Annotated in this window: 30 protein-coding genes; 16 read left to right on the top strand and 14 right to left on the bottom strand. The window is 65.7% G+C overall.

What is annotated here, in order from left to right:
• Positions 1–82: 82 nt before the first annotated feature.
• Positions 83–268, bottom strand: a complete 186-nt coding sequence (locus ACK4MH_RS05385) for a bacterioferritin-associated ferredoxin (protein WP_135195182.1) — start codon at positions 266–268, stop codon at positions 83–85.
• 118 nt (positions 269–386) lie between these two features.
• Here ACK4MH_RS05385 and thiE point away from each other — a divergent pair, with 118 nt between their 5' ends.
• The 4 genes from thiE to ACK4MH_RS05365 all read left to right on the top strand — a co-directional run bounded on the left by thiE (position 387) and on the right by ACK4MH_RS05365 (position 3,695).
• Positions 387–1,040: a thiamine phosphate synthase gene (gene thiE, locus ACK4MH_RS05380; RefSeq protein WP_409715788.1), complete on the top strand. Its 654-nt coding sequence runs from the start codon at positions 387–389 to the stop codon at positions 1,038–1,040.
• Positions 1,041–1,103: 63 nt separating this feature from the next.
• Positions 1,104–2,801 carry an ATP-binding protein gene (locus ACK4MH_RS05375; RefSeq protein WP_409715785.1) on the top strand — a complete coding sequence of 566 codons (1,698 nt, stop codon included), beginning with the start codon at positions 1,104–1,106 and terminating at the stop codon, positions 2,799–2,801.
• A 32-nt stretch (positions 2,802–2,833) separates the two neighbouring features.
• Positions 2,834–3,343 (top strand): hypothetical protein, encoded by a 510-nt coding sequence (locus ACK4MH_RS05370; RefSeq protein ID WP_409715782.1) that lies wholly within the window; start codon positions 2,834–2,836, stop codon positions 3,341–3,343.
• Between the two features lie 124 nt (positions 3,344–3,467).
• On the top strand, positions 3,468–3,695 hold the full coding sequence (locus ACK4MH_RS05365; protein ID WP_409715779.1) for a hypothetical protein: 228 nt from the start codon (positions 3,468–3,470) through the stop codon (positions 3,693–3,695).
• 4 nt (positions 3,696–3,699) lie between these two features.
• Here ACK4MH_RS05365 and ACK4MH_RS05360 read toward each other — a convergent pair whose 3' ends face one another.
• The 3 genes from ACK4MH_RS05360 to ACK4MH_RS05350 form a co-directional block, all read right to left on the bottom strand.
• Complete coding sequence (locus ACK4MH_RS05360; protein WP_409715776.1) at positions 3,700–4,041, bottom strand: VOC family protein; 342 nt, start codon at positions 4,039–4,041, stop codon at positions 3,700–3,702.
• A 246-nt stretch (positions 4,042–4,287) separates the two neighbouring features.
• On the bottom strand, positions 4,288–5,373 hold the full coding sequence (aroC, locus tag ACK4MH_RS05355; protein ID WP_409715773.1) for a chorismate synthase: 1,086 nt from the start codon (positions 5,371–5,373) through the stop codon (positions 4,288–4,290).
• Positions 5,374–5,381: 8 nt separating this feature from the next.
• A complete protein-coding gene (locus tag ACK4MH_RS05350) occupies positions 5,382–6,116 on the bottom strand; it encodes a DnaJ C-terminal domain-containing protein (RefSeq protein ID WP_409715770.1) in 735 nt (244 codons plus the stop codon).
• Positions 6,117–6,225: 109 nt separating this feature from the next.
• Here ACK4MH_RS05350 and pdxH point away from each other — a divergent pair, with 109 nt between their 5' ends.
• Complete coding sequence (gene pdxH / locus ACK4MH_RS05345) at positions 6,226–6,900, top strand: pyridoxamine 5'-phosphate oxidase (protein ID WP_409715767.1); 675 nt, start codon at positions 6,226–6,228, stop codon at positions 6,898–6,900.
• Positions 6,901–7,150: 250 nt separating this feature from the next.
• On the opposite strand, the gene queA is transcribed toward pdxH, so the two are convergent.
• Both queA and ACK4MH_RS05335 read right to left on the bottom strand, forming a co-directional pair.
• Entirely contained in the window at positions 7,151–8,236 is a 1,086-nt protein-coding gene (gene queA / locus ACK4MH_RS05340) for a tRNA preQ1(34) S-adenosylmethionine ribosyltransferase-isomerase QueA (protein WP_409715763.1), read from the bottom strand.
• A gap of 289 nt (positions 8,237–8,525) precedes the next feature.
• Positions 8,526–9,812 carry a D-amino acid dehydrogenase gene (locus ACK4MH_RS05335; protein WP_409715760.1) on the bottom strand — a complete coding sequence of 429 codons (1,287 nt, stop codon included), beginning with the start codon at positions 9,810–9,812 and terminating at the stop codon, positions 8,526–8,528.
• A 132-nt stretch (positions 9,813–9,944) separates the two neighbouring features.
• Between ACK4MH_RS05335 and ACK4MH_RS05330 the strand changes: the two genes are divergently transcribed.
• The 6 genes from ACK4MH_RS05330 (at position 9,945) to ACK4MH_RS05305 (ending at position 14,055) form a co-directional block, all read left to right on the top strand.
• Positions 9,945–10,394 (top strand): Lrp/AsnC family transcriptional regulator, encoded by a 450-nt coding sequence (locus tag ACK4MH_RS05330; RefSeq protein ID WP_409715757.1) that lies wholly within the window; start codon positions 9,945–9,947, stop codon positions 10,392–10,394.
• A gap of 48 nt (positions 10,395–10,442) precedes the next feature.
• Positions 10,443–10,901: a hypothetical protein gene (locus tag ACK4MH_RS05325; RefSeq protein ID WP_409715754.1), complete on the top strand. Its 459-nt coding sequence runs from the start codon at positions 10,443–10,445 to the stop codon at positions 10,899–10,901.
• A 61-nt stretch (positions 10,902–10,962) separates the two neighbouring features.
• The gene (locus tag ACK4MH_RS05320; protein ID WP_409715751.1) at positions 10,963–11,319 is read left to right on the top strand and encodes a RidA family protein; all 357 of its coding nucleotides are present in this window, start codon (positions 10,963–10,965) and stop codon (positions 11,317–11,319) included.
• A 52-nt stretch (positions 11,320–11,371) separates the two neighbouring features.
• Positions 11,372–13,048, top strand: coding sequence for a lysine--tRNA ligase (locus ACK4MH_RS05315; RefSeq protein WP_409715748.1), 1,677 nt, complete (start codon positions 11,372–11,374; stop codon positions 13,046–13,048).
• 66 nt (positions 13,049–13,114) lie between these two features.
• Entirely contained in the window at positions 13,115–13,504 is a 390-nt protein-coding gene (locus tag ACK4MH_RS05310) for a hypothetical protein (protein ID WP_409715745.1), read from the top strand.
• A gap of 77 nt (positions 13,505–13,581) precedes the next feature.
• On the top strand, positions 13,582–14,055 hold the full coding sequence (locus ACK4MH_RS05305; protein ID WP_346496507.1) for an SH3 domain-containing protein: 474 nt from the start codon (positions 13,582–13,584) through the stop codon (positions 14,053–14,055).
• A gap of 64 nt (positions 14,056–14,119) precedes the next feature.
• On the opposite strand, the gene ACK4MH_RS05300 is transcribed toward ACK4MH_RS05305, so the two are convergent.
• The 5 genes from ACK4MH_RS05300 to ACK4MH_RS05280 all read right to left on the bottom strand — a co-directional run bounded on the left by ACK4MH_RS05300 (position 14,120) and on the right by ACK4MH_RS05280 (position 16,697).
• Complete coding sequence (locus ACK4MH_RS05300; protein WP_409715741.1) at positions 14,120–14,755, bottom strand: helix-turn-helix transcriptional regulator; 636 nt, start codon at positions 14,753–14,755, stop codon at positions 14,120–14,122.
• A 52-nt stretch (positions 14,756–14,807) separates the two neighbouring features.
• Complete coding sequence (locus ACK4MH_RS05295) at positions 14,808–15,239, bottom strand: hypothetical protein (RefSeq protein ID WP_409715738.1); 432 nt, start codon at positions 15,237–15,239, stop codon at positions 14,808–14,810.
• Positions 15,240–15,330: 91 nt separating this feature from the next.
• The gene (locus ACK4MH_RS05290) at positions 15,331–15,678 is read right to left on the bottom strand and encodes a hypothetical protein (protein ID WP_409715736.1); all 348 of its coding nucleotides are present in this window, start codon (positions 15,676–15,678) and stop codon (positions 15,331–15,333) included.
• Positions 15,679–15,852: 174 nt separating this feature from the next.
• Positions 15,853–16,248, bottom strand: a complete 396-nt coding sequence (locus ACK4MH_RS05285; RefSeq protein WP_409715733.1) for a PaaI family thioesterase — start codon at positions 16,246–16,248, stop codon at positions 15,853–15,855.
• On the bottom strand, positions 16,245–16,697 hold the full coding sequence (locus tag ACK4MH_RS05280; RefSeq protein ID WP_409715730.1) for a PaaI family thioesterase: 453 nt from the start codon (positions 16,695–16,697) through the stop codon (positions 16,245–16,247). The genes ACK4MH_RS05285 and ACK4MH_RS05280 overlap by 4 nt, the downstream gene beginning before the upstream one ends.
• An 84-nt stretch (positions 16,698–16,781) precedes the next feature.
• Here ACK4MH_RS05280 and ACK4MH_RS05275 point away from each other — a divergent pair, with 84 nt between their 5' ends.
• Entirely contained in the window at positions 16,782–17,813 is a 1,032-nt protein-coding gene (locus tag ACK4MH_RS05275; RefSeq protein ID WP_409715727.1) for a ligase-associated DNA damage response exonuclease, read from the top strand.
• A 3-nt stretch (positions 17,814–17,816) separates the two neighbouring features.
• Here ACK4MH_RS05275 and ACK4MH_RS05270 read toward each other — a convergent pair whose 3' ends face one another.
• A complete protein-coding gene (locus tag ACK4MH_RS05270; protein ID WP_409715724.1) occupies positions 17,817–19,454 on the bottom strand; it encodes a response regulator in 1,638 nt (545 codons plus the stop codon).
• Between the two features lie 199 nt (positions 19,455–19,653).
• On the opposite strand from ACK4MH_RS05270, the gene queC reads away from it, so the two are divergent.
• From queC to ACK4MH_RS05255, 3 genes are read left to right on the top strand one after another with little or no spacing between them, the layout of a single operon-like run.
• Entirely contained in the window at positions 19,654–20,385 is a 732-nt protein-coding gene (gene queC / locus ACK4MH_RS05265) for a 7-cyano-7-deazaguanine synthase QueC (protein WP_409715931.1), read from the top strand.
• Positions 20,382–21,017, top strand: coding sequence for a 7-carboxy-7-deazaguanine synthase (queE, locus tag ACK4MH_RS05260; RefSeq protein ID WP_409715721.1), 636 nt, complete (start codon positions 20,382–20,384; stop codon positions 21,015–21,017). The genes queC and queE overlap by 4 nt, the downstream gene beginning before the upstream one ends.
• Positions 21,017–21,385, top strand: coding sequence for a 6-pyruvoyl trahydropterin synthase family protein (locus ACK4MH_RS05255; RefSeq protein WP_409715718.1), 369 nt, complete (start codon positions 21,017–21,019; stop codon positions 21,383–21,385). The genes queE and ACK4MH_RS05255 overlap by 1 nt, the downstream gene beginning before the upstream one ends.
• Here ACK4MH_RS05255 and ACK4MH_RS05250 read toward each other — a convergent pair whose 3' ends face one another.
• Both ACK4MH_RS05250 and ACK4MH_RS05245 read right to left on the bottom strand, forming a co-directional pair.
• Complete coding sequence (locus tag ACK4MH_RS05250; RefSeq protein WP_017504585.1) at positions 21,386–21,664, bottom strand: hypothetical protein; 279 nt, start codon at positions 21,662–21,664, stop codon at positions 21,386–21,388.
• Between the two features lie 57 nt (positions 21,665–21,721).
• Entirely contained in the window at positions 21,722–22,570 is an 849-nt protein-coding gene (locus ACK4MH_RS05245) for a thioesterase family protein (protein ID WP_409715714.1), read from the bottom strand.
• A gap of 179 nt (positions 22,571–22,749) precedes the next feature.
• Between ACK4MH_RS05245 and ACK4MH_RS05240 the strand changes: the two genes are divergently transcribed.
• Complete coding sequence (locus ACK4MH_RS05240) at positions 22,750–23,238, top strand: winged helix-turn-helix transcriptional regulator (RefSeq protein WP_409715711.1); 489 nt, start codon at positions 22,750–22,752, stop codon at positions 23,236–23,238.
• The last annotated feature ends 4 nt before the right edge of the window (positions 23,239–23,242 follow it).

Raw genomic sequence — 23,242 nt, 5'->3', positions numbered from 1 at the left:
TAAAGCGCGCCTTGTTTATTTGCGAGTTTTTATCACTACATTGATAGTGCGAGTGATTTTCGGCCGCGATGCGCGGTGAGGACTATTCGGCTGCGAGTGCGAACGCTTCGCGGCTGTCCTGAATCATCTGGCGCATTTCGCAGACGCATTTGGCGCACTGGGCCTGGCACTGGTTGCGCGCGAAAATGTCGCGTGGACGGCAGGCCCCGGCCTCGATGGCCTGGGCGACATCACGCTGGCGAAGACCGTTACAGTTGCAGACGTACACGAGGCGCTACACGTTCCATCGACTGAGAATGGTTCGCTATAGCACGCGTTAAGGCGATTGCAAGTCGTTCTCATAGCTCGAACATTGACGGATCGTCTCGGGGGAGGGAAGGACGAGCATGGCCCGAACACCCACCGTCCCCTCCCGCCCGCCTTGCCGGCTGTATCTGATCACGCCGCCCGCGATTGAGGACCTTAGCGCCTTCGCCGAGACGCTGGACCAGGCCTTGGCTGCCGGTGATGTCGCCGCCCTGCAGATCCGGCTGAAGCCTGCGGACGACGCCACGATCCGCGCGGCGGTCGCGGCGCTGGCCCCCGTCGCTCGTCGTCATGACGTGGCCGTGCTGCTGAACGACCGGCCCGACTTGGCAAGGGAGACAGGGTGTGACGGCGTCCATATCGGTCAGGAGGACGGCACGCTGGCCGAGGCGCGCCGCATTCTGGGGCCGGACGCCATGATCGGCGTCACCTGCCACGACGACCGCGACCTGGCCTGGGACGCGGCCGAGGGTGGGGCGGACTATGTCGCCTTCGGCGCCTTCTATCCCACGGACACGAAAGAGACCGTTCATCGTCCGGGGCTGGAGATTTTGACGGTCTGGCAGGAAACGGTCGAGACCCCCTGCGTCGCCATCGGCGGAGTCACCATCGACAATGCCGCCGACCTGGCCCGTGCGGGTGCAGACTTCGTCGCCGTCAGCAACGGCGTCTGGGGTTACAGCGAAGGTGCAGCTGAGGCGGTCAAGATGTTCAACCAAAGGTTGAAGTTCTGACTTCAGGGGATATTAGGAACCACGTGGTTTTTTAGCCGGCCTGTAGTTGGTCGGAATATTTCCATGATCCTGAGCCGCGCGCTCAACATCGACGACCAGCCCGCCTCGCCTTCGACGAGAGGAATTGAGGCTGGCCATCGCCCTGGCCCCCGTCCCAGCCAGGGCGGCGACGGCATGGAAACCTCGCACCCGCTGACGCCCGTGCTGACCGGCGTCGCGGTCGCGGTTCTGGTTGCAATGGCAATCACCTACGGACGCTCGTCAGGGCTGGTCGCAGGCCTTTGGGGTGCAAGCGGCGTCGCCGTCGCCGTCTGGCTGCGCACCAGTCGAGGCCGCAACAGCGACATGACATTCGCAGGCGTCATGGCCATCAGCATTCTGATCGGCGAAATCATAGCGGGCAACAAACCGCCGCTGGCGCTGGCCTTTACCTTCGTCAGCATGATTGAAATCGTGGGTGCGGTCCTTCTGGCGCGCCGGTTTTCGCCCACGCTGAACCTGTCCAGCCTGAACGGCGCCATCAGCTTCCTGTTCTTCGCTGCCGTGCTTGCGCCGATCCCGGCGGCGCTGGCCAGCCTGATTGTCCTGATGCAGATGGGACAGACGGATCTCTGGCAGGGGTTTCAGACCTGGTGGTTTGGACATGCACTGGGCATCGCCGTCCTCGGCTCCATGGGGCTGTCGCTGACGCGCACCACGCTCGCGCGATTGCTCAAGCCCAGAAAAATGGTCGAGGCCGTTATCCTGTTGGGGCTCGTTCCCGTCTTTTACTACGTCTCCTTCGCCGGAGAGGTTCCGATGCGATTTGTGCTGCTGCCCTTGCTGCTGGCCATTGCGGTGCGGCTGGGCGTGGCGGGCATAGCCTTCACGCTTGTGATCGTCACCTTCCTGTTGGTCGGCGGCGCGATGATCGGCCATGGCCCCTATAATCAGGGAACGCTCGCCGAACAGGTGTTGATGGCCCAGATGCTGGTGTTGATCGGCTATATGCCGGTCCTACTTGTGGCCTCTCTTCTGGAAGAACGTGATCTTTTGGCCGAACGTGCGCGACTGGGTCGAGAGCGCGCGGAAAAGGCGTCCGAAGCCAAGTCTCGCTTGCTCGCGAATGTCGCACATGAAATCAAGAGCCCCGTCGCCGGCATCATCGGCATCGGCGATCTGTGGCGTCAGGGTCATCTGGGACCGATCACGGCTCAGCAGACCGAAATGTCGGAGATGCTGGTCACCACGGCCCGTCAGGTCGAGACACTGGCTCACGACCTGCTGGACGTCGCCCGCGCCGAGTCCGGGGCGGTCAGGGTCGATCTGCGCCCGACTGACATTCCTGGTCTGTTGGAGGATGTGCGTCGCATCTGCTTGTTACGACCGGACGCTGAAAAGATCGCCATGGAGGTCGTGTGTGAAGGCGATGGTTTGATTGCTGTCGCGGATTCCCAGCGCTTTGCGCAGGTGGTGACCAATCTGACGGTCAACGCCCTGAAATACGGCGGCTCTGGCGGTCGGGTCATTCTGCGGGCCCTGCGAGAAGACGACTGCGTGCGTGTCGAGGTCAGCGACTTCGGGCCCGGCCTGTCCGTCCAGAAACAGGCGCAGTTGTTCGAGCCCTTCAACCGCCTTGGTCTGGAACGTTCGACGGTCGAGGGGCACGGCGTCGGCCTGGCCCTGGCCAAGCGGCTGGTCGAGTTGCAGGGGGGATCGATCGGCGTGATTTCTGCGCCAGGCGAGGGCGCCACCTTCTGGATCTTGTTGCCCAAGGCATAGGTCGCGCTTGCGGTCGAAGCCTCGCCGCGCGATTGTCCGATCATGTCCATGATCGCCCTCGCCGCCGCCCTCGTGATTTCAGGACAGGCGACGACGCCGCCTGCACAACGGCCTGCATCCGATCTGACGCGCGACCTGAACAGCGCTCCGCCATCGGCTGCGCCGCCTGCATCATCCACAACCCGTCCGACATCGACGCAGGCCCCCGCTCGCACCACCACGCAAACCCTGCCGCCGATTGGTCAAAGTCCAGCCGCGACGCCTCGCCCGGCGCCGACGACATCCCCCGCGCAAACGCCAGGCCAGACGCCCAGCAGGGCGACCACGCAAGCTCTGCCTCCCATTGGTCAAAGCCCGGCTGCGACGCCTCGTTCGTCCCCGACGACATCGTCCCAACGACCGGATCAGACACCCGACCGAGCGACTACGCCTCCCGCTACGGCGCCGCGTCCAGCGCCGACCACCAGTGCGCCTCAGGCCGCGACGCCTGCTCCCGCCACGACGACCCCGCCGCCCGCAGCGCCCGCGCCGACCGCGCTTAACGCCGCGGCCATCGCGGCCCTGCCTTTCAGGATCGAGCTGGCTACGGGTCTGACCATCACACCCGCGCGGGCGGGAGCAGACGCCAACATCTACCGTGTCCAGCGCGGCGATCAGACCTTGCTGATGATCTACGCCGGGCCGTCGTCGCAGTTTCCGATCTATGACGGCGAGATGGTGCGCGCCGGCGGCCGCGCCTCGGTGGTGGTGACGGAAGGCGGACGGCGCCTGGCGATGGAGCATCTGTTCCAGCGACCGACCGCCCCCAAGGAAATCCACGTCTGGATCACCAGCGTCACCGGCGCCGACCGTGATCTGGCCGAACGGATCGGCCAATCCATCGACGTCCGCTGAGCCTTCAGCCCTCGGACCAGACCGCCATTTCGGTCCCGGCGGGATCGGCGAAGTGGAACCGGCGACCGCCGGGGAAGGCGTAGATCGGCTTCAGGATACGACCGCCGGCAGCCTCGACCTTGGCCAGCATGGCCTCCAGGTCATGAGCGTATAGAACGGGCAGGGGCGTATTAGTCCGTTCGGCCTGATCGGCGTCGAACCCACCGTCCAGACCCTGATCGAAGGCCGCATAGGTCGGGCCGTAGTCCACGAAGGTCCAGCCGAACGCTTGGCTGTAGAATTCCTTGGTCGCGGGCAGGTCTGCGGCGGGCAGTTCGAGATAGTCCAGCTTTCCGTCTTCACGCACGGTTGATCTCCTCAGTTCGACGCCACCGACCGATCCCTCTTGCACGACGCCCGAACATGCGCAAACCTGCAAACGGTTCGCAGTTGCAGGAGTCGGCGATGATCGTGATGACGACGGGATTGTCGGGCCTCGTCGCCCTGATGCGGCAGGAGGAGCGCGCGGTCGAACCGCCGCCCAGACCGCAAGCCGGTCACCCGCAAAGCCATCAATCCATCCTTTCGGCGCGCAGACCGAGGCGATAAGCCGTCAGCCGATCTGGGCGCGGTGTCTCAGGAAGGCGTCGGCCAGGACGCAGGCGGCCATGGCTTCCACCACCGGCACGGCCCGCAGCGCGACGCAGGGGTCATGGCGACCCTTGGTGCGCAGGTCCGTTTCCTCGCCGTCGCGCGTAACCGTCTGGCGCAGGGTCAGGATCGAGGATGTCGGCTTGAACGCCACCCGCGCCGTCAACGGTTGCCCCGTTGAAATCCCGCCCAGCACGCCGCCAGCCTTGTTCGACAGGAAGACCGGCTGTTTGTTCAGGTCCAGCCGCATCTCGTCGGCGTTCTCTTCGCCCGTCAGTTCGGCGGCCTCGAAGCCGGCGCCGATCTCGACCCCCTTGGCGGCATTGATCGACATCAGGGCCGCCGCCAGTTCGGAATCCAGCTTGCCATAGATCGGCGCGCCCCACCCGGCCGGAACGCGCGTGACCTCCAGAGCGACCACGGCGCCGACCGACGACCCGGCCTTGCGGATGCCGTCCAGATAGGCCTCCCACGCAGGCACGACCTCGGCCGAGGCGGCGAACAGCGGATTTCCGGATACGGCGTCGAAATCGACCTGATCGGGTGCGATCCGGTGGGCCCCGATCTGCACCACGCCTGCACGAATCCTGACGCCGTCGCCCAGCACCTTGCGGGCCACGGCGCCGGCTGCGACGCGACTGGCGGTCTCGCGCGCCGAGGATCGGCCGCCGCCCCGGTGGTCACGCACGCCGTATTTGGCCTGATAGGCGTAGTCGGCGTGCCCCGGCCGATAGGCGCGAGCGATCTCGCCATAGTCCTTGGATCGCTGGTCCTCGTTCTCGATCATGATCGAGATCGGCGTGCCGGTGGTCACCGGGCCCTCGCCATCGTCGAAGACGCCCGACAGGATGCGCGCCGTGTCGCTTTCCTTGCGTTGGGTCACGAAGCGGCTGCCGCCGGGCTTGCGCTGATCCAGCCACGGCTGGATGTCCGCCTCGGTCAGCGGGATCATCGGCGGGCATCCGTCCACGACGCAGCCGATGGCCGGCCCGTGGCTCTCGCCCCAGGTGGTCACGCGAAACAGATGGCCGAAGGTATTGTGCGACATGCGGTGACTTATGCCGCCAGACGCTCCTGCGTCCAGACCCGCGTGAACCGCAAAAGCAGGTCTTCCGCCGCAGAGGGCACATCCGACGACGGCGTCAGCGTCACGAACAGATGCCCGGCCTCGCGCGATCCGCGCGCCGGCAGGCCCAGACCTTTCAGGCGAACCCGCACCGGCGCAGCCATGTCCGCCGTGATCCAGGCCGAGCGCGTGCCCGCATGGGTCTCGATCTCGACCCGGCCGCCGTCCGCCATCAGGCGCTGTTCCGTGGGCCATGTCATGAAGATGTCGTCACCGAGCACTGACAGCCCGTCCTCGGGTCGGATCAGAACCGATAGATAGAGGTCGCCGCCGTCCGCCGCGCCGCACCGTAGCCGCAGATGATCGCCGCTCCGCAGGCCAGCCGGCGCCGTGACCCGCACCACCCGCGCGCCCAGCCGCAGTTCGACACGCGCGCCGGCGATGGCCTGCATCGGGCTGAGCACCAGCACGGGCGCCGGCGCGGGACGCTGCTTGGGCGGGGACAGGGCAGGGCGTGCGGGCTGATGCGCCTGGATCAGGCGATAGGCGGCGATCACGCGGCGGAACCGCTCGGCGTCGCCTCCGGTCTGATCGGGACGCGCCGCCTTGACCGCCGCGCGGAAGGCGGTCTTCAGCGCGGCGGTATCGACATCGCCGCTGAGACCCAGCGTCGACAGGGCCTCGCGGACGCCGGAAACATCGTAGGGGTGACCATGCGCGCTCATGCCGTCACCGTTCGCCCATCAGGGTCAATGGGCGGTTAACCGTGCTGAGCAAACGACCGTTTTGACCTCGATCATTTCCAGAACGGCTCACAGGGATTAGATCACCCACATGACCGCATCCGTGATCCCCCCCAGCCCGTCGCGTGAGGAATATGCCCGCGACTATGCCGCCGCCCTTGCCGCCAATGGCGACGAGACCATCTTCGCGCGCGCCGAACCCATCGGGCTTTTTGTCGAGTGGTTGGCCGACGCACGGGCGCATGAGCCGAACGATCCCAACGCCATGACCCTGTCCACCGTCGATGCGGATGGCCTGCCGGATGCGCGGATCGTGCTGTTGAAAGACGTCGATGCGCGCGGCTTCACCTTCTATTCCAACAGCGAGAGCGCCAAGGGCGTTGAACTGGCGGCCTGCGCCGCCGCCGCCCTGACTTTCCACTGGAAATCGCTGCGGCGTCAGGTGCGGGTGCGCGGCGCGGTCGAGCCGGTGTCGGCGGCAGAGGCCGACGCCTATTTCGCCAGCCGCGCCCGCGAAAGCCGGATCGGCGCCTGGGCCTCGGACCAGTCCCGCCCGCTGTCGGACCGCACGGCGCTGGAAGAGGCCGTCGGTCGCGAAACCACGCGGTTCGATGGCCAGGACGTGCCCCGTCCCGCGCATTGGACCGGCTGGCGGGTCGTGCCGCAATCGGTAGAGTTCTGGCGCGATCGCCCCTTCCGCCTGCACGACCGGCTTCGGTTCGAGCGCGACGGCGAGGCCTGGCGGTCGGGCCGACTGTGGCCCTGACGCTAGTGCAGTTCAGAACAAGGTTCGTCACAAAGGTCACGACGAGGTCACAGCGAACACGACGGAGCTGTGCCCGGTTCGGAACGTCTTGATGGCCTGCGGCGGCGAAGCCGCAGATCGATCTACGGCCTGGACATGGAGTTGAGACGGGCCGACGCGCGCGTTCGGTCTCGTCGTGTTCACTGTGACCTCGTTGTGCCCGTTGTGATGAACGCCTTGCAGGCCCGCATCAACTCAAGCGTCGATGGCTCTAGGCGCGGAACAGCAGCGATCCGTCGCCGTAGGAATAGAACCGATAGCCATCGGCGATCGCGTGGGCATAGGCCGCCTTCATCGTCGCGCTGCCCGCAAAGGCGCTGACCAGCATGAACAGCGTCGATTTCGGCAGGTGGAAGTTGGTCATCAGCACATCGACCGCCCGGAACCGATAGCCGGGCGTGATGAAGATGGCCGTGTCGCCGTGGAAGGGCTTGATCTCGCCGTCCTCGGCCGTGGCGCTTTCCAGCAGACGCAAGCTGGTGGTGCCGACGCAGACGATGCGGCCGCCGTTCGCGTGGAGGGCGTTCAGGGCGGCGGCGGTCTCAGGTGAAACCTCGCCCCATTCGCTGTGCATCTTGTGGTCCGCCAGATCGTCGGCCTTGACCGGCAGGAAGGTGCCGGCGCCGACGTGCAGGGTCACGGCATGGGTCGAGACGCCCTTGGCGCGGATGGCGTCGAGCAGGGCAGGGGTGAAATGCAGGCCGGCGGTCGGAGCGGCGACAGACCCGTCATGCTCGGCGAAGACCGTCTGATAGTCCGAACGGTCGCGGTCGTCCTCGGGCCTTTTGGCGGCGATATAGGGCGGCAGGGGCATGACGCCCACGTCGCGGATGGCGTCGTCCAGCGCCGGGCCGGACAGATCGAACGTCAGGGTGATCAGGCCGTCGTCGCCCTTGGCCGTCACCGTCGCATCGAGGCGGCCCAGATCGCAGGCGGCATCTGAGGCGAGGCCGAACCTTATCCGGTCCCCCGGCTTGATGCGCTTGCCCGGCTTCATAAAGGCGGTCCAGACGTCGGGCGCGTCGCGGTGATGCAGCGTCGCCTCCACCTCGACCGTCAGGGTCTCGCCGTCGGGCCCAACCCGCTGCCGCACGCCCGACAGACGCGCCGGGATCACCCGGGTGTCGTTGAACACCAGGGCGTCGCCGGGTCGCAGGAATTCCGGCAGGTCGCGGATGACCCGATCCTCCAGCGCGCCGCCCTTCACGACCAGCAGTCGCGCAGAGTCTCGCGGATCGGCCGGACGCAGCGCAATCCGGTCTTCAGGCAGGTCGAAATCGAAATCGGCGGTTTTCATCGCGCGCTCTATAGGGCTGTCGGGCGACCCACGCCACGCCGGGACGCGCTGCCAGCGCATTTCGGTCGCACGGGTTCTTGATTGCGAAAGGGATTTGTCGCCCGAACGGCTTTTACCCTAACGCGCCCTATCCGCGTGTTAGGATGGCTGCCGATCTTTGACAGCGTGAGTTCAGACGATTCAGACACTTCAGACGGTGAATTCTCGCTCGCGTCTCAGGTTGCTGACATCGGTAGTTCAGACGAATTAGACACTTTAGACGGTAAAAATCGCCGGTCAGCGTCTGATGTCAGTTGTAGGCGGGCGCAAACGCCCCCGCCCAGGCGCCGTAGCGGTTCAGAGACAGGTCGCGCGTCTCGATCTCGGGCGACCGGCCGTCGATCATGTCGGCCAGCACGCGGGCCGAGCCGCACGACATGGTCCAACCCAAGGTGCCGTGGCCGGTGTTCAGATAGAGGCCTGGGATCTTCGTCGCGCCGATGACGGGCGTGCCGTCCGGCGTCATCGGGCGCAGGCCGGACCAGTAGCTGGCGCCCGCCAGGTCGCCGCCGCCGGGGAACAGGCTGCCGACCGAATGGGCCAGGGTTTCGCGGCGCAGGGCCGGCAGGGTGTTGTTGTAGCCTGACAGTTCCGCCATGCCGCCGACGCGAATGCGGTCGCCCAGGCGAGTGATCGCCACCTTGTAGCTTTCGTCCATGACTGTGGAGACCGGCGCGCGGTCTTCGTCCAGGATCCGGGCCGTGATCGAATAGCCCTTCACCGGATAGACCGGCAAATCCAGGCCCAGGGGCTTGGCCATCATCGGCGAATAGGAGCCCAGCGCCAGGACGACCAGATCGGCAGACATCGCCCCCTTGCTGGTCAGGGCGCCGGTCGCGCGGCCGTCCGTGGTCGTGATGGCGTGGATTTCGGTCTCGTGATGGAAGACCACGCCCCGCTCCGCCGCCAGCTTCGCCAGGGCGTTGGTGAACAGGAAACAGTCGCCGGTCTCGTCATGCGGCAGTCGCAGCCCCCCGACGAAATCGACATCGGAGGCGGCCAGACCCGGTTCGGCGGCGATGCATCCGGCGCGGTCCAGCACCTCGCACGGGACGCCTGCGGCCTTCAGCACGTCCACGTCCTTGTGAACGTCGGCCAGCTGCTTTTCGGTGCGGAACAGCTGCAGCGTGCCCTGCTGGCGGCCGTCATAGGCGATGCCGGTGTCCCGCCGCAGCAGGTCCAGCTGGTCGCGGCTGTATTCCGCCAGACGCACCATGCGGCTCTTGTTCAGCGCATAACGGTCGTGGGTGCAGTTGCGCAGCATGGCCAGCGTCCAGCGCACCATGGCCATGTCCAGACGGGGGCGCACGATCAACGGGGCGTGGCGCATCAGCAGCCACTTCATCGCCTTGACCGGGATCGATGGCGCGGCCCAGGGCGCGGAATATCCGGGGGAAATCTGGGCCGCGTTGGCGAAGCTGGTTTCCAGCGCCGGACCCGCCTGGCGATCCACCACCGTCACCTCATGCCCCGCCTGGCTGAGATACCAGGCGGTGGTGACGCCGATGACGCCGGAACCCAGAACCAGAACCTGCATGTGACGCTTCCGAACCGTGTTGATTGTGGGCGAAGTTACCCTCGCATCGTTCGATGATCCTGCCTGTTTGCGCAATGATCTGCGGCTGGTAGATATGAAACGCAATAATCTGCGGCTGAATGGCGGAAACTTGTGACCCTGCTTGATCCCATCGACCAGCGCATTCTTCAGCGGCTTCGCGCTGATGGCCGCGTGAGCAATGCAGACCTGGCCTCTGGGGTCGGTCTGTCGCCGTCGGCGTGCCTGCGCCGGGTGCGACGGCTTGAGGAACGCGGCGTGATCCGGGGGTATGCGGCCGTCCTCGCCAATGACGCCGACGACGGCGTGGTGGCCTACGTCGAGATCACGCTGGAGAAACAGACCGACGACCATATGCGCCGGTTCGAGGCGGCGGTGCGCAACCATCCCGAAATCCGCGACTGCTATCTGATGGCGGGTGAGGCGGACTATATCGTGCGGGCCGTGGCGCCCGACATCGCGGCCTATGAGGTGATCCACAAGGACGTGCTGTCGCGCCTGCCGGGCGTGTCGCGCATCCACTCCAGCCTGGCGATCCGAAACGTTCTGGCGGCGCGCGGCTGAACCCTCGCCGTCGTGCGGTGTTCAGACGGGATGAAGATTACCGAACTCTTGCCCTCCGCTCTCATCGGCGCTGTCGCCAGCGCCCGATCCATGACCCCGATGGCGGCCATTGCGGCGGCCGAGTTGGCGCACAGGCCGACGCCGGGCCGGGTCTTCCTGTTGAACCAGCCGCTGTTCAAGTTCGGCGCCCTGGCCATGGGTGTAGGCGAGCTGCTGGGCGACAAGATGAAGTCGGCGCCCGACCGCACGGTCTTTCTGGGCCTGTTGGCGCGGGTGATGAGCGCGGGGATCGCGGGATCGGCCCTGGCGCCGCGCGGCAAGGAAAAGCTGGGCGCCGGCGTCGCCGTCGCGACCGCCGTGCCGCTGGCCTATCTGACCCTGGCCAGTCGCAAGAAGGCCATGGCCCGCATCGGCCAGACGCGCAGCGGTCTGATCGAGGACGCCCTGATCGTCGGGGCGGGCGCTTTGGTCGTCGGCCTGACGGTCGCCCGTTTCAGCCGCCGCTAAGCGCTCGACAGGCGAGGGGCGGGCGGCGATAGGTGCGACAGCATCTCCAAAGGAACCCGTCATGATCACCCGCATCCAGCCCGGCGCCCGCATGAGCGAAGCCGTCATCCACGGCGACACCATCTATCTGGCCGGCCAGGTTGGAGAGCCCGGTGACGACGTCATCGCCCAGACGAAGACGGCTTTGGCCGAGGTCGAAGCGTTGCTGGCAGAGGCCGGCAGCGACAAGTCGAAGATCTTGATGGCCCAGATCTGGCTGGCTGATATCGGCGATTTCGACGCGATGAACAGCGTCTGGGACGCCTGGGTCGATACCGCCAATCCGCCTGCTCGTGCGACGGGTGAAAGCCGGCTGGCGTCGCCGGAGTATCTGGTCGAGGTCATCGTCATCGCTGCAACTGGGGCCGCCAAGGGCTGATCCCTGCGGCTAAGCGGTTGACCGGGCGGTATGCAGACTGCAAACCGCCGACATGTTGCAGAACCTCGAAACCCTCGCCCGCGAGGCCAAGTCCTGGCCGTTCGAACAAGCCCGCAATCTGCTGGCCCATGTGCTGAAGAAGCGTCTGACCGACGCCGAGCGGGACACGGCCAAACTGCTGATCGACGCGGGCAAGGCGGACGAGGCGCTGGCGACCTTCCCGGCGCTGCAACGGCCGGTGATCCTTGAGACCGGTTATGGCCCCTCGGGCCTGCCCCACATGGGCACCTTCGGCGAGGTGGCGCGCACGACCATGGTGCGCAACGCCTTCCGCGCCCTGACCGGGGACCACTGGCCGACGCGCCTGATCGCCTTCAGCGACGATATGGACGGGCTGCGCAAGGTGCCCGAGGGCATCCCGAACCCGGAAATGCTGCGCGAAGACCTGCACCTGTCGCTGACGCGCGTGCGCGACCCGTTCGGCACGCACGACAGTTTTGGCGCGCACAACAATGCGCGGCTGCAGGCCTTCCTGGATTCGTTCGGCTTCGACTACGAGTTCATGAGCTCGACCGAGACCTATAAGTCCGGCCGGTTCGACGCGACGCTGCTGACCCTGCTTGAGCGGTTCGACGCCGTCATGGCCATTATGCTGCCGACCCTGGGCGAGGAACGGCGCGCCACCTATTCGCCCTTCCTGCCGGTCAGCCCGATCACCGGCCATGTGCTGCAGGTGCCGACCCTGGCGCGTAACGTCGAGAAGGGAACCATCACCTTCGAGGATCCGGCCGGCGAACCGGGCAACCGCACCGAGGTTCCGGTCACCGGCGGTCATGTGAAGCTGCAATGGAAGCCTGACTGGGCCATGCGCTGGGTCGCGCTGGACGTCGATTACGAAATGTCAGGCAAGGACCTGATCGAGAGCGTGCGCGAGTCGTCGAAACTGTGTCGCGCCCTGGGCGGCACCCCGCCGGAAGGCTTCAACTACGAACTCTTCCTCGACATCGAAGGCAAGAAGATCTCCAAGTCCAAGGGCAACGGCCTCACGATGGACGAATGGCTGCGCTACGGCACGCCGGAGAGCCTGAGCTGGTACATGTTCCAGTCGCCGAAGTCGGCCAAGAGCCTGCACTTCAACGTCATTCCGCGCGCGATCGACGACTATCTGGCCTTCATCGAAAGCTACAAAACCCAGGAGCCGGCCAAGCGGATCGACAACGCCGTCTGGTCGATCCATGCCGGCGATCCGCCGACCCATACGTCGCCGGTGTCCTTCGCCCTGCTGCTGAACCTGGTCGGCGTGGCCAACGCCTCGACCAAGGAGCAGCTGTGGGCCTATTTCGCCAAATATCTGCCGGAGGCGACGCCGCAGAACGAGCCGCTGCTGGACCAGCTGATGGACCGGGCGCTGAATTATTACGAGGGCTTCGTGAAGCCCTCGAAGGCGTATCGCCTGCCCGACGACAAGGAGAAGGCGGCCCTGCTGGACCTGGCGGAAAGGCTGAAGGCCCTGCCGGCGGACACGACCGACGGCGAACTGATCCAGAGCGAAGTCTATGCGGTCGGCAAGGCGCACGCGTTTGAGCCGCTGCGGGCCTGGTTCGGCGCGTTGTATGAGGTGCTGCTGGGCGCCAGCCAGGGCCCGCGCTTCGGCTCGTTCGCGGCCATCTACGGGCTGCCTCAGACCATCGAACTGATCGAGGCGGGGGCGAACGGGAAACTTGCGTAACCCTGATTTTGGTCAGGATTGTTAACCCGGACGTTTTTGGATGGGCGCGTAGCCGGGGAGGCGACGTTGCGTTACGAAATCGACGAGGCCGCGCGGATATTGTGGCTGGACCTGGTCTCTGCCGGGTCAGCGGACAAGGTGTTGACGGCGACGGTCAATCTGGTCACCGGTCGGCCCGAGCTTTGTAGCTGGGATTGGATCGTTGAATGCGAGCCGATGCCAGATGATGCAACAATCCAGCATCTGGGCAAGCTCGCAGAGGCGTGGGGGCCGCCGCCAAGCGACGAGGCTGTGACGGTCTTCGTCACTCATGACAGTCTGCTTTATCTGTGGGCGCGTGTGCTGGATTTTCAGTTCGTGCGTCGCAAGCATTTGATTGAGCGGGACGTCGAGGCGGCGCGACGGCTGGTCGAGCGTCGGCGAACGGCGCGGGCAACCAAGATGAACGGAAAATAACGGCGAAGCTCCGGGAGCCTTCAGGTTTGTCCAGGCATTCTCCCCTCATCGGCAAACGCGCTGACAGGAGAAGAGTTATGTCGAACAAGATTTTCAAGACCGGTCTGGCCACGGCTGCCGCTCTCGCCGCCATGGTGACGGCCGCCCCGATGGCCGCCCAGGCTCAAGCCAATGGCGTGACCAACTGCGACGCCCCCGGCGGTCGCCAGCGTGCAGGCGCCCTGATCGGCGCCGTCGTCGGCGGCGTGGTGGGTTCCAACTTGGCGCGTAACGAGCGCACAGCCGGCACCATCGTCGGCGCCGGCGCTGGCGCAGCGGCGGGTTCGTACATCGGCTGCAACCAGCAGCGCGCGCGTGCGGCCTCGGTGTCTAACGGCTCGCAATATCGCGCCTCGTCCAACCTGCGTATCCGCAGCGGTCCGGGCACCAACTATCGCCAGGCCGGCACCTTGTCGGCCGGCCAGCCCTTCACCGCAGTCGGTTCGCAGGGTGAGTGGGTCCAAATCGCCGGCGGCGGATGGGTGAACGCCCACTACGTCACGGCCAACTAGGTCTGAACGGACCACCATCGAAAGCCCCGTCCGGTTCGCCGGGCGGGGCTTTTGCCTTGGTCAACTACTGACTGACCCAAAGAATACGGGCCATCCACTCGATTTCGCGGCGCGGGACGACGCGGGGTGGATAGTCGGGATTGATGGAGGACAGGGTGACCGTGCGGCTGGTCAGGCTGGTCACCTCCTTGGCCACGGTCTCGCCGGTCGTCAGGCGGGCGACCACCCGGTCCCCACGCCGTACGCGCGTCGCTTCCTGATCGACAATGACCCGGTCGCCCTCGCGATAGAGCGGAGACATGGAATCGCCGGTGATCTTCAGGCTGAACAAGGTGTCGTTGGCGCGGGGCAGGTCAGTCTGGTCCCAGCCCTCTCCGGTCGGCAGGCCCGCATCGTCGAAAAACCCGTCCTGTCCCGCCTTCGCCAAACCGAGAAGCGGCACGGTCGTCGCTCTATCCGGGGCATCGTCGGCCAACACCGCGAAGTCGGAAAGCGACACGCCGGTCGCCTGAAGCACCAAGGTCATGCTCTCGGTCGATGGCCAGCGCGGACGTGGCGGATCGCCGGGACCAAAGCGTTTGGACGGATTGAAGCTGGTGGCGTCCAACCCCGCACGCCGCGCCAGACCAGACGGCGTCAGCCCCTCACGCCGCGCCAAGGCATCGACGGCTTTCCAAAGTTTGGCATGCGATAGCGGCATGGCATCTCAACGAACGATTCGTCCGCATGCTAAGCCCGCAGCGTAGGAATTTCTACCTATTCAACTCAGCAGCGCGACGTTCCTGCCACGCGTAGAACGTGCCTGCTATGATGCAGGCGATGATGAGATAACCGGTGAAATTCATGATCGTGTAAAGCGATGAGATGGACACGGGCTGTCCGCTCAAAGCCATGATGTGAGCCATCACCACGATCAGTTGAAGGCCGCTGACCCACACAGGCCAAGATTGACGATATCGCCAAGCGATCGCGACAAAGACGCCCAATAACAATAGGTCGATCAGAAACATTCCCAGCGGAACGCCGCGGAAGCCGCTGTTTTCCTGCATCACAATGGTGCCAAACCAAGCGAACAGATAGGCGCCTGCGCCTAACCGCTCTGGGCGGCCGCCCTTAAGAAAAGCGAACAGGGCCATGCCGACCATGAAGACTGCGCCGATGATCGCGTAGACGATATTCAGCATGACAAATCGCCCCCGCGCCAAAGTGCGCGGGGGCGATAATGACCCAAGTCCGTTCTAACTGAAATCGCGATAAGCCAAGCTTACCAAGAATTCACGCTACGCGAAGATGTCCTTGGGTGGTCGATTCTTGAACGCCCCACCAATCATCCGGCTTCGCCACCGGACCGGCGGCATAGGTGCCATAACCGAGGCGGCGGTGATCTTTTTGCAGTTCGGCGTGGCAGGCCACGATGGACTCGCGCGCTGCCGACAGGGCGGCGATGGTTTCCATGGCCTTGGCTTGCGAAACCGTGCCGCTGACCGGCGACAGCGAAAGGGCGGCACGGGCGCCGATGAAGGATTGAACCAGCGTCGTCGCCTGGGTGATCGCCGCGTCAATCGCGAGTTCGGTAGCATGCAGATCGCCAGCAACGCTGGTGACGACTTCAGTGCGGTCCATGAAAGCCCCTCAGATAAGGTTACGAGAAGCTTATGGTTATCACGTCTTAACCATGCTTGGTAGGGGTATCTTCATAAGTGCAGCAATCGCGCGTTGAAGCGCCGCCATAAGGATGGCGTTGAAGTTCAGCGTCCGTGGGGATCCAGGCCGAATCGGCGCCAAGGCCAGCGGTGACTAGCCCTGGTTGTCCAAGAGGAAGTGTGCGGTCAGAGACGCGATTGGCTGTGCACGCTCTTCCTGCCAGGCCTCGGCCTGAACATGGGCGACGCGGCGGCCGGCGCGGCTGATGCGGGCGCGGGCGAAGACGTCGATGGGCCGTCCCGTGCGCAGATAGGCCACCGTCACATTGATCGGGCGCGGCAGGCGCGAGCTGGGAAAGGTGATCGCAACCTGGGCCATGGCGGTCATTTCCAGCAGGGCGGCCGTCGATCCGCCGTGCAGAGCGGGCAGCATGGGATTGCCGATCAGCCTGTCGGCGAACGGCATGATCACTGTAATCTCGTCGCCGCTGACCAGGGTTTGGAGGCCCAGGAAACGGGCATAGGGCATCCGATTCAGGATATCGGTCATGCGGCGGCTCGCGTCGGACGCTCACGGGTCTGGTTGAGGATGTAGGCGGACTGGGCGGCCGCCACGGGATCGGAGGGATCGTCCTCGAACGCCCAGGCGCGCACGAAGGCGATGGTCGGCGTCAAGCGGTAGCAGAGCCCTTGGGCCAGCAAATCCTCACGCGGCCGCGCCGCGCGCATGTAATCGACGCGCAAGTCCAGGGTGGCGATGGGCTGGAAGGTATCGAGCGCCGTCCAGACCGCCAGACCGCCGATGTGATCGAGCAGGGTGGTGACCAGGCCGCCGGCGAAGACGCCGCTGTCGGGATCGCCCACCAGATCTTCACGCCACGGCACGCGAATGCGCGGCTCACCGTCGTGCAGTCCATCGAAAGCGAAGCCCAGCGCGCCGGTATGGGCCGCGCCGGCCGCCAGTTGCGGCAGGATGGTGGTGAGGAAGCTCTCTTGCATCGTGCGGGCTGAACCTTTTGAGCCGATTTTCCGATCATCTTGTATGAGGCGGCGACCTGACGGCGTCGAGAGCGTTACCGCAACATGATCCGCCCCGAAGACCTGCTGCATCCGACGCCTGCCGGCCTCTATTGTCCGCCGGGAGACTTCTACGTGGATCCGGTTCGGCCGGTGGATCGGGCCGTCATCACCCACGGCCACGCGGACCATGCCCGCGCCGGACACGGTGCGGTTCTCGCCACTCGCCAGACCCTCGCGATCATGGCCGAGCGTTACGGCGCCGATTTCACAGGTCAGCCGCAGTCGGTGGAATATGGCGAGGCCACCGCGATCAACGGCGTGGACTTGCGGCTGGTCCCGGCCGGCCATGTCCTGGGGTCTGCCCAGGTTGAGGTGCGGTGGAAGGGGCTGACCATGGTGGTCTCGGGCGACTACAAGCGCCGCCGCGACCCGACCTGTGCGCCTTTCGAGCCCGTGCCGTGTCACGTCTTCATCTCCGAGGCGACGTTCGGCCTGCCCGTCTTCAGCCATCCGCCGGCCGAGGAGGAGGTCGGGCGGTTGGTGCGGTCTCTGGGTCAGTTTCCCGAGCGGGCGCATCTGGTCGGGGCCTATGCGCTGGGCAAGGCCCAACGGATCATCCGTCTGCTGCGTGAGGCAGGCTGGGATCGCACCATCTATGTTCACGGCGCGATGAAACGGTTGAACACCTTGTATCAGCGCGAAGGCGTCGATCTGGGGCCGCTGGCGCCGACGCGCGACCTGCCCAAGAATGCGCTGGGTGGAGAGGTCGCCATCGCTCCGCCGTCCGCCATCCAGGATCGCTGGGCGCGGCGGTTCGCCGACCCGGTCACGGCCTTCGCCTCGGGCTGGATGGGAGTGAAGGCGCGCGCGCGTCAGAGGGGCGTGGAACTGCCGCTGGTTGTGTCGGATCACGCCGACTGGAACGAGCTGACGGCGACCTTCACCGAGCTGAAGCCAGAGGAAATCTGGATCACCCACGGTCGGGAGGAGGGTCTGCTTCGATGGGCCGAGATCAATGGCCAGAAGGCGAGGGCGCTGCGTCTGATCGGTTACGACGAAGAGGACGAGGAGGCGCTGGACGTCCGCCCGGACTGAAGATCAGGCGGCTGACCGGTCGCCTTCTTCTTCAGAGAGCCGGTCGGCGTGGCCGGCCTCTTCCTGGGCCGCTGAGAGGGCGGCGTTCATCGCCATGCGCAAACGTTCAGGCTTGATCGGCTTTTCCACCACGGCGGCCATCCCGATGGAGAGATAGTGTTTGGCGTCCTCGGGATCGGCGTTGGCGGTCAGGGCCACGATCGGCACGCGGCCGACGGCGCCGGGCAGGGCGCGGATGGCCTGTGTGGCCTGAACGCCGTCCATGCGCGGCATCTTTATGTCCATCAGGACCAGATCGTAGCGGCTTTCCTGAACGGCCTGAAGCGCCTCCAGGCCGTCCTCCGCCAGTTCGGAACTGCAGCCGAACATCTCGCACAGGGCCTGGGCCACGACGCGGTTGGTGGCGTTGTCGTCGACGATCAGGATGTGGGGGGCCGACTTCAGGTCCAGTCCGGACAGGTCTGACACATTCGATTGGACTTCGACCTCCACGGCCGCACGCGGAGCGGTCAGGTCGAAGGCGAAGGTGGCGCCACGACCCTTGTTGTTCTCGGCCCAAATCCGGCCGCCCATGCGGTCGATCACCTGGCGGCAGATCGACAGGCCCAGGCCCGCGCCATCGGGACCGGAGCCGTGAACGAAGGGTTCGAAGATCGAGTCGACGCGGTCGGCCTCGACACCGGGCCCGTCGTCGCGGATGCGGGCCTCCATATGAATCTGGTCGCCCTCGACCCAGGCTTTCAGCCCCGCCTCGACCACGCCGTTGCGGGCGAACTTCAGCGCGTTGCCGATCAGATTGTTGAACACCTGCTTCAGTCGCGTGCCATCGATGACTGCGGCCAGCTCGGTGTCGCCTTCATAACCGACCAACAGCGTGACGCCGTCCTGAGACGCGCGCGGTTCCCACATCGACTGGATGTCGTCCATCACGGCGCGGAGGGCGGTAGGGGTATTGTTCAGCTCCAGTTCGCCCGCCTCGGCCTTGGACAGATCGACCGCGTCCTGAAGAATGCGCAGCAGGGTTTCGGACGAGTCCATGATCGTCTGGACGTGCGCCTGGGCCGCTGCGTTCAGCGGCTGGCGACGCAGCAGTTCGGCGACGGCCAGCACACCGTTCATCGGCGTGCGCAGTTCGTGGCTCATGATCGCCAGGAACTGGCTCTTGGCGCGAGCGGCGGCGATGGCTTGGGCGCGCGTGTCGCTGAGGATCGCGGCCTGTTCGGCCAGCTCTTCGTTTTGTTGGCGCTGACGCGTGTTTACAGCCTGCAACAGGGTCGCAGCCGTGCCGACGCCGAGATAGGCGCCGTTATGGGTGACGATGAAGCCGCGCAGCAGGGCGGCCGGGCCGCCCTTCAGCATAATGTCGCAGAAGGCGTCGATGCGAACGCCGGCCTCGACCACCGCCGGCTCAGAGTCCATGGCGTAGGTGATGGGGCGCAGGTCGTAGAGGGCGTGGCCGAAACGGGCGGCGATTTTTTGCAGGAAGGCGGTGCGTTCGACCAGTCCGACCGGACGATTTCCATCGACCACGGGGATGACGAGCGTGTCCGGCTCGCGTTCGAAACGCGCCAGCACCTCGCACCCGAGCGTCGTCGGAGCCACCGGCTTGGGACGCTCGGAAAGGGTCTCGATGGTCGGCATACTGCCCGGAACTCCTACTCGTTGGGACTAATGCCCAAAATCGCTTGCGGATTGGTTAAGCTGGCACAGCTTGATGCAAATCGATGCAAACGGTGATTTTGCACCGCATCCGGGTCTGGTGTATGACGCCCGCCTGACCCATCTGGGTTCCCATCCCTTTGTGCATGCGCGCGGCCGACTGGCCGACCGCAGATTCGTCATGAGCGTCATCCTGGAAAAGACCTCCACATCGGCTCTGGTTCTGTTCTCCGGCGGGCAGGACAGCGCGACCTGTCTGGCCTGGGCGCTGGAGCGGTTCGAGCGGGTGGAGACGGTCGGCTTCGACTATGGCCAGCGCCATCGGGTCGAGATGGAGGCGCGCCAAGCCGTGCGGGCCGGAATGGGCGCGGCCTTACCACAGTACGCCGACCGTCTGGGTGACGACCATGTGGTGGACCTGACCGGCTATGGCCGCATCGCCGAGAGCGCCCTGACCGCCGATCGAAAAATCGAGATGGATGCGCGCGGCCTGCCGACGACCTTCGTGCCGGGGCGGAACCTGATCTTTCTGGTCGCAGCGGCGGCCCTGGCGGATCGGCGCGGGCTGGAGGTGCTGGTCGGCGGCATGTGCGAGACGGATTTCTCGGGCTACCCGGATTGCCGTCACGAGACGATGGAGGCCATGGCGCGGGCCTTGTCGCTGGGGCTGGACAAGCCGGTGGTGATCGACACGCCGCTGATGTGGCTGACCAAGGGGCAGACCTGGGAACTGGCCGACCGGATCGGGGGCGAGGCGCTGGTCGAACTGATCATCGAAGACAGCCACACCTGCTATCAGGGCGACCGGACGCATCGGCACGCCTGGGGCTATGGCTGCGGCGAATGCCCGGCCTGCGAACTGCGCGCGGCGGGGTATGAAGACTGGGTCGTGTCCCAGGGCGCCAAGACGTGACCTATTCGGCCAAGGAAGTCTTTCTGACGGTGCAAGGCGAGGGCGGACAGGCGGGCCGGCCGGCGGTCTTTCTGCGTTTCGCCGGCTGCAATCTGTGGAGCGGGCGCGAGCAGGATCGGGCGACCGCCGTCTGCAGCTTCTGCGACACGGACTTCGTCGGCGTGGACGGGGACGGCGGGGGCAAGTTCGCCACGGCGGACCTGTTGGCCGATCATGTCGCGGCGATGTGGCGGGGGCGGGCGGGGGATCCGAAACTGGTGGTCTGCACCGGCGGCGAGCCCCTGTTGCAGTTGGATGACCCGCTGATTGCGGCGCTGCACGCGCGGGGTTTCGAGATCGCCATAGAGAGCAACGGCACCCTGGCGGCGCCCGACGGGATCGACTGGATCTGCATCAGTCCCAAGGCGGACGCCGACTTGATCCAGGTCAAAGGCCAGGAGCTGAAGCTGGTCTATCCGCAGGCCAAGGCCCTGCCGGACCGGTTCGAGCACCTGGATTTCGAGCGGTTCTGGTTGCAGCCCATGGACGGCCCCGACCAGGCGGAGAACACCGCCGCCGCCATCGAATACTGCCTGACCCATCCCCAGTGGCGCCTGAGCGTCCAGACACACAAGTATATCGGCGTCCGCTAATGCCCGTTTTCGAAATCACCAAACAGGCGACGTTCGACGCCGCCCACCATTTCCCCAACGAACCCGAGGGCAGCATCTATCGCCGCGTCCACGGCCATTCCTTCACGGTCGAGGCGACGGTGCGGTCCGAGGTGCTGGATGCCGAGCACGGCTGGGTCGCCGATCTGGGCGCGCTGGACCGGGCGCTGAAGGCGGCGGCGGAGACGCTGGATCACGGCATGCTGAACGAACACGAAGGGCTGGAATTGCCCAGCCTGGAGAACCTGTGCCTGTGGTTCTTCAAGACGTTGCAGCCCGAATGGCCCGGCCTGTGCCGGGTTCAGGTGGCGCGGCCGACGATCAACGAACGGTGCGTGCTGACCCTCTAATCAGCAGCGCTTGCCCTGGCGTTGCCGCTGTTCGCACCGCCTTTGCTCGCGCTCGTAGTCGCGCTGTTCGCGCTCGCGGCGCAGTTTGGTCTCCTCGTCCGAGGTGGTGACGGCGTCGAAGCCGGCGCCGACCACCGCGCCGGTGGCCTTGGCCGTCCCGCCGACGACGGCCGCAGTGCCTCCGACGACAGCGCCGACCAGGCAGCCCTGGAGCATCAGACAGCCCCCCAGGACGACGACGACTTGAGATACGGAAACGAGGCGATTTCGACGACGCATGGGGGACGACTCCAGAGATTTGGAATAGTCGCTGATAATCATGAATGAGGGCTGACTTCAGGCCGTGCGTTGCGGCAGCAGTTTGCGGCGCTGGCGCGAGAGGGCCAGCGGGGTTCCGTCGGCGCCCCAGGCGGAGGCTTCGTCCACTGTCCAGCCCAGCCCCAGGTCCAGCATCCTGAACTCGAAGAAGGCCCAGCCGTCGGGCGCTGTCTGCGGTGCCGGATCGGTCAGGATGTCGATGCGCAGGTCCACGGTCGTCATCGCCGCCGGTGTCTTCGAAAGCGTCCAGGCCGGCGGATAGAGGGCGTCCAGCAGGTAGCACAGCCCGACTTCGTCCAGCGGCCGGCCGTCCGCCATCCGCATCCAGGTGCGCTCGACCGCGGGCCGGCCCTCGTTGCCGCCCAGGATGTTGGGGCCGCCGTCGAACCGATATTCGACATGCTGCGAGAAGTGCGGGGCCATCGGGCCGTGGATGGTCGCCCTGGGGTTCAGGCTGTCCAGCGGCGGGGGCGGCAGGTGCAGGGGCGTGACCGGCGGCGTGGCGCCGTCCAGCCCATAGGTGCCCGTGGCGTGGTGAGTCAGGCGGCCGTCCTGTTCAGCCTCGACCGCCGCATAGACGACGTTGCGGCCGCCGCGCAGCAGGCGCGGGCGGAAGGCCACCTGCTCACCGAACTCGGCCGCCGACAGGTATTGCACCGACAGGGTGCGCAGGGGCGCGGTCAGAGCCAGACCCTGCCGCATCGACTGGGCGCACAGGGCCGCCAGCAGGCCGCCGAACGGAAAGCCCTTTTCCGGCGCCATGCCCGAGGGGCCATTGGAGAAATGGCCAGGCACCGGAGCGGACAGACCGCCGTCGTCGAGGGTCTGAAAGGCCAGGGCGGCGTCGAGAGAGATCGGCAGCGTCATTGCGCAATCCTGCGTCAGGCGAAGAGGCTGCGGAAGACCTGATGAAGATCTCCCGCCGAAGTCGAAGTAACAAGGCGGCGAACCGTGAGGTCAGCATGTCCGTTGCCAAACAAGACTGACCTGGAGCGTTCTGATTTGCAACCCTTGCCAAACGGCTGACGCGGGGTCACTTTCGCCGCATGGGACGCACCGCCGACTACAGCCGCCAAAGCTGCTCCATCGCCGCCACTCTTGAGGTGATCGGCGACCCCTGGACCCTGCTGGTTATCCGCGACGCCTTCAACGGGGTCAGCCGGTTCGAACAGTGGCAGGACAATCTGGGCGTGGCGCGCAACGTCCTGGCCGCCCGTCTGAAGAGCCTGGTCCAGCATGGGGTGCTGGAGCCGCAGCTTTATTCCGAACGCCCGCCGCGCAACGAATATATCCTGACCGCCAAGGGCAAGGATCTCTACGGCGTTCTGGTGACCCTGCACGGCTGGGGGGCCAAGCACGTCTATGGCGACGCCGACAGCGGCATCGACATGATACACAAGACCTGCGGCTCGACCCTGACGCCGCGCATCGCCTGCGGCTGCTGCAACGAGATCGTCAAACCCCGGGACATCCTGCTGACCCGCGCAGAAAATCGACCGACGGTGGGCGATGTGATGCCGAAGGAAGCAGCTTAGAAAA

This window comes from Brevundimonas sp. (genome assembly GCF_046295075.1).
Taxonomy (GTDB): Bacteria; Pseudomonadota; Alphaproteobacteria; order Caulobacterales; family Caulobacteraceae; genus Brevundimonas.
This window is presented reverse-complemented; position numbering and strand designations above follow the sequence as displayed.

Excerpts from the sequence above, each read along its gene's own strand:
- thiE (WP_409715788.1), top strand. The coding sequence starts at position 387 with ATGGCCCGAACACCCACCGTCCCCTCCCGCCCGCCTTGCCGGCTGTAT.
- ACK4MH_RS05375 (WP_409715785.1), top strand. The coding sequence starts at position 1,104 with ATGATCCTGAGCCGCGCGCTCAACATCGACGACCAGCCCGCCTCGCCT.
- ACK4MH_RS05365 (WP_409715779.1), top strand. The coding sequence starts at position 3,468 with ATGATCTACGCCGGGCCGTCGTCGCAGTTTCCGATCTATGACGGCGAG.
- aroC (WP_409715773.1), bottom strand. The coding sequence starts at position 5,373 with ATGTCGCACAATACCTTCGGCCATCTGTTTCGCGTGACCACCTGGGGC.
- ACK4MH_RS05350 (WP_409715770.1), bottom strand. The coding sequence starts at position 6,116 with ATGAGCGCGCATGGTCACCCCTACGATGTTTCCGGCGTCCGCGAGGCC.
- pdxH (WP_409715767.1), top strand. The coding sequence starts at position 6,226 with ATGACCGCATCCGTGATCCCCCCCAGCCCGTCGCGTGAGGAATATGCC.
- queA (WP_409715763.1), bottom strand. The coding sequence starts at position 8,236 with ATGAAAACCGCCGATTTCGATTTCGACCTGCCTGAAGACCGGATTGCG.
- ACK4MH_RS05335 (WP_409715760.1), bottom strand. The coding sequence starts at position 9,812 with ATGCAGGTTCTGGTTCTGGGTTCCGGCGTCATCGGCGTCACCACCGCC.
- ACK4MH_RS05320 (WP_409715751.1), top strand. The coding sequence starts at position 10,963 with ATGATCACCCGCATCCAGCCCGGCGCCCGCATGAGCGAAGCCGTCATC.
- ACK4MH_RS05315 (WP_409715748.1), top strand. The coding sequence starts at position 11,372 with ATGTTGCAGAACCTCGAAACCCTCGCCCGCGAGGCCAAGTCCTGGCCG.
- ACK4MH_RS05305 (WP_346496507.1), top strand. The coding sequence starts at position 13,582 with ATGTCGAACAAGATTTTCAAGACCGGTCTGGCCACGGCTGCCGCTCTC.
- ACK4MH_RS05300 (WP_409715741.1), bottom strand. The coding sequence starts at position 14,755 with ATGCCGCTATCGCATGCCAAACTTTGGAAAGCCGTCGATGCCTTGGCG.
- ACK4MH_RS05295 (WP_409715738.1), bottom strand. The coding sequence starts at position 15,239 with ATGCTGAATATCGTCTACGCGATCATCGGCGCAGTCTTCATGGTCGGC.
- ACK4MH_RS05290 (WP_409715736.1), bottom strand. The coding sequence starts at position 15,678 with ATGGACCGCACTGAAGTCGTCACCAGCGTTGCTGGCGATCTGCATGCT.
- ACK4MH_RS05285 (WP_409715733.1), bottom strand. The coding sequence starts at position 16,248 with ATGACCGATATCCTGAATCGGATGCCCTATGCCCGTTTCCTGGGCCTC.
- ACK4MH_RS05280 (WP_409715730.1), bottom strand. The coding sequence starts at position 16,697 with ATGCAAGAGAGCTTCCTCACCACCATCCTGCCGCAACTGGCGGCCGGC.
- ACK4MH_RS05275 (WP_409715727.1), top strand. The coding sequence starts at position 16,782 with ATGATCCGCCCCGAAGACCTGCTGCATCCGACGCCTGCCGGCCTCTAT.
- ACK4MH_RS05270 (WP_409715724.1), bottom strand. The coding sequence starts at position 19,454 with ATGCCGACCATCGAGACCCTTTCCGAGCGTCCCAAGCCGGTGGCTCCG.
- queC (WP_409715931.1), top strand. The coding sequence starts at position 19,654 with ATGAGCGTCATCCTGGAAAAGACCTCCACATCGGCTCTGGTTCTGTTC.
- ACK4MH_RS05255 (WP_409715718.1), top strand. The coding sequence starts at position 21,017 with ATGCCCGTTTTCGAAATCACCAAACAGGCGACGTTCGACGCCGCCCAC.
- ACK4MH_RS05250 (WP_017504585.1), bottom strand. The coding sequence starts at position 21,664 with ATGCGTCGTCGAAATCGCCTCGTTTCCGTATCTCAAGTCGTCGTCGTC.
- ACK4MH_RS05245 (WP_409715714.1), bottom strand. The coding sequence starts at position 22,570 with ATGACGCTGCCGATCTCTCTCGACGCCGCCCTGGCCTTTCAGACCCTC.
- ACK4MH_RS05240 (WP_409715711.1), top strand. The coding sequence starts at position 22,750 with ATGGGACGCACCGCCGACTACAGCCGCCAAAGCTGCTCCATCGCCGCC.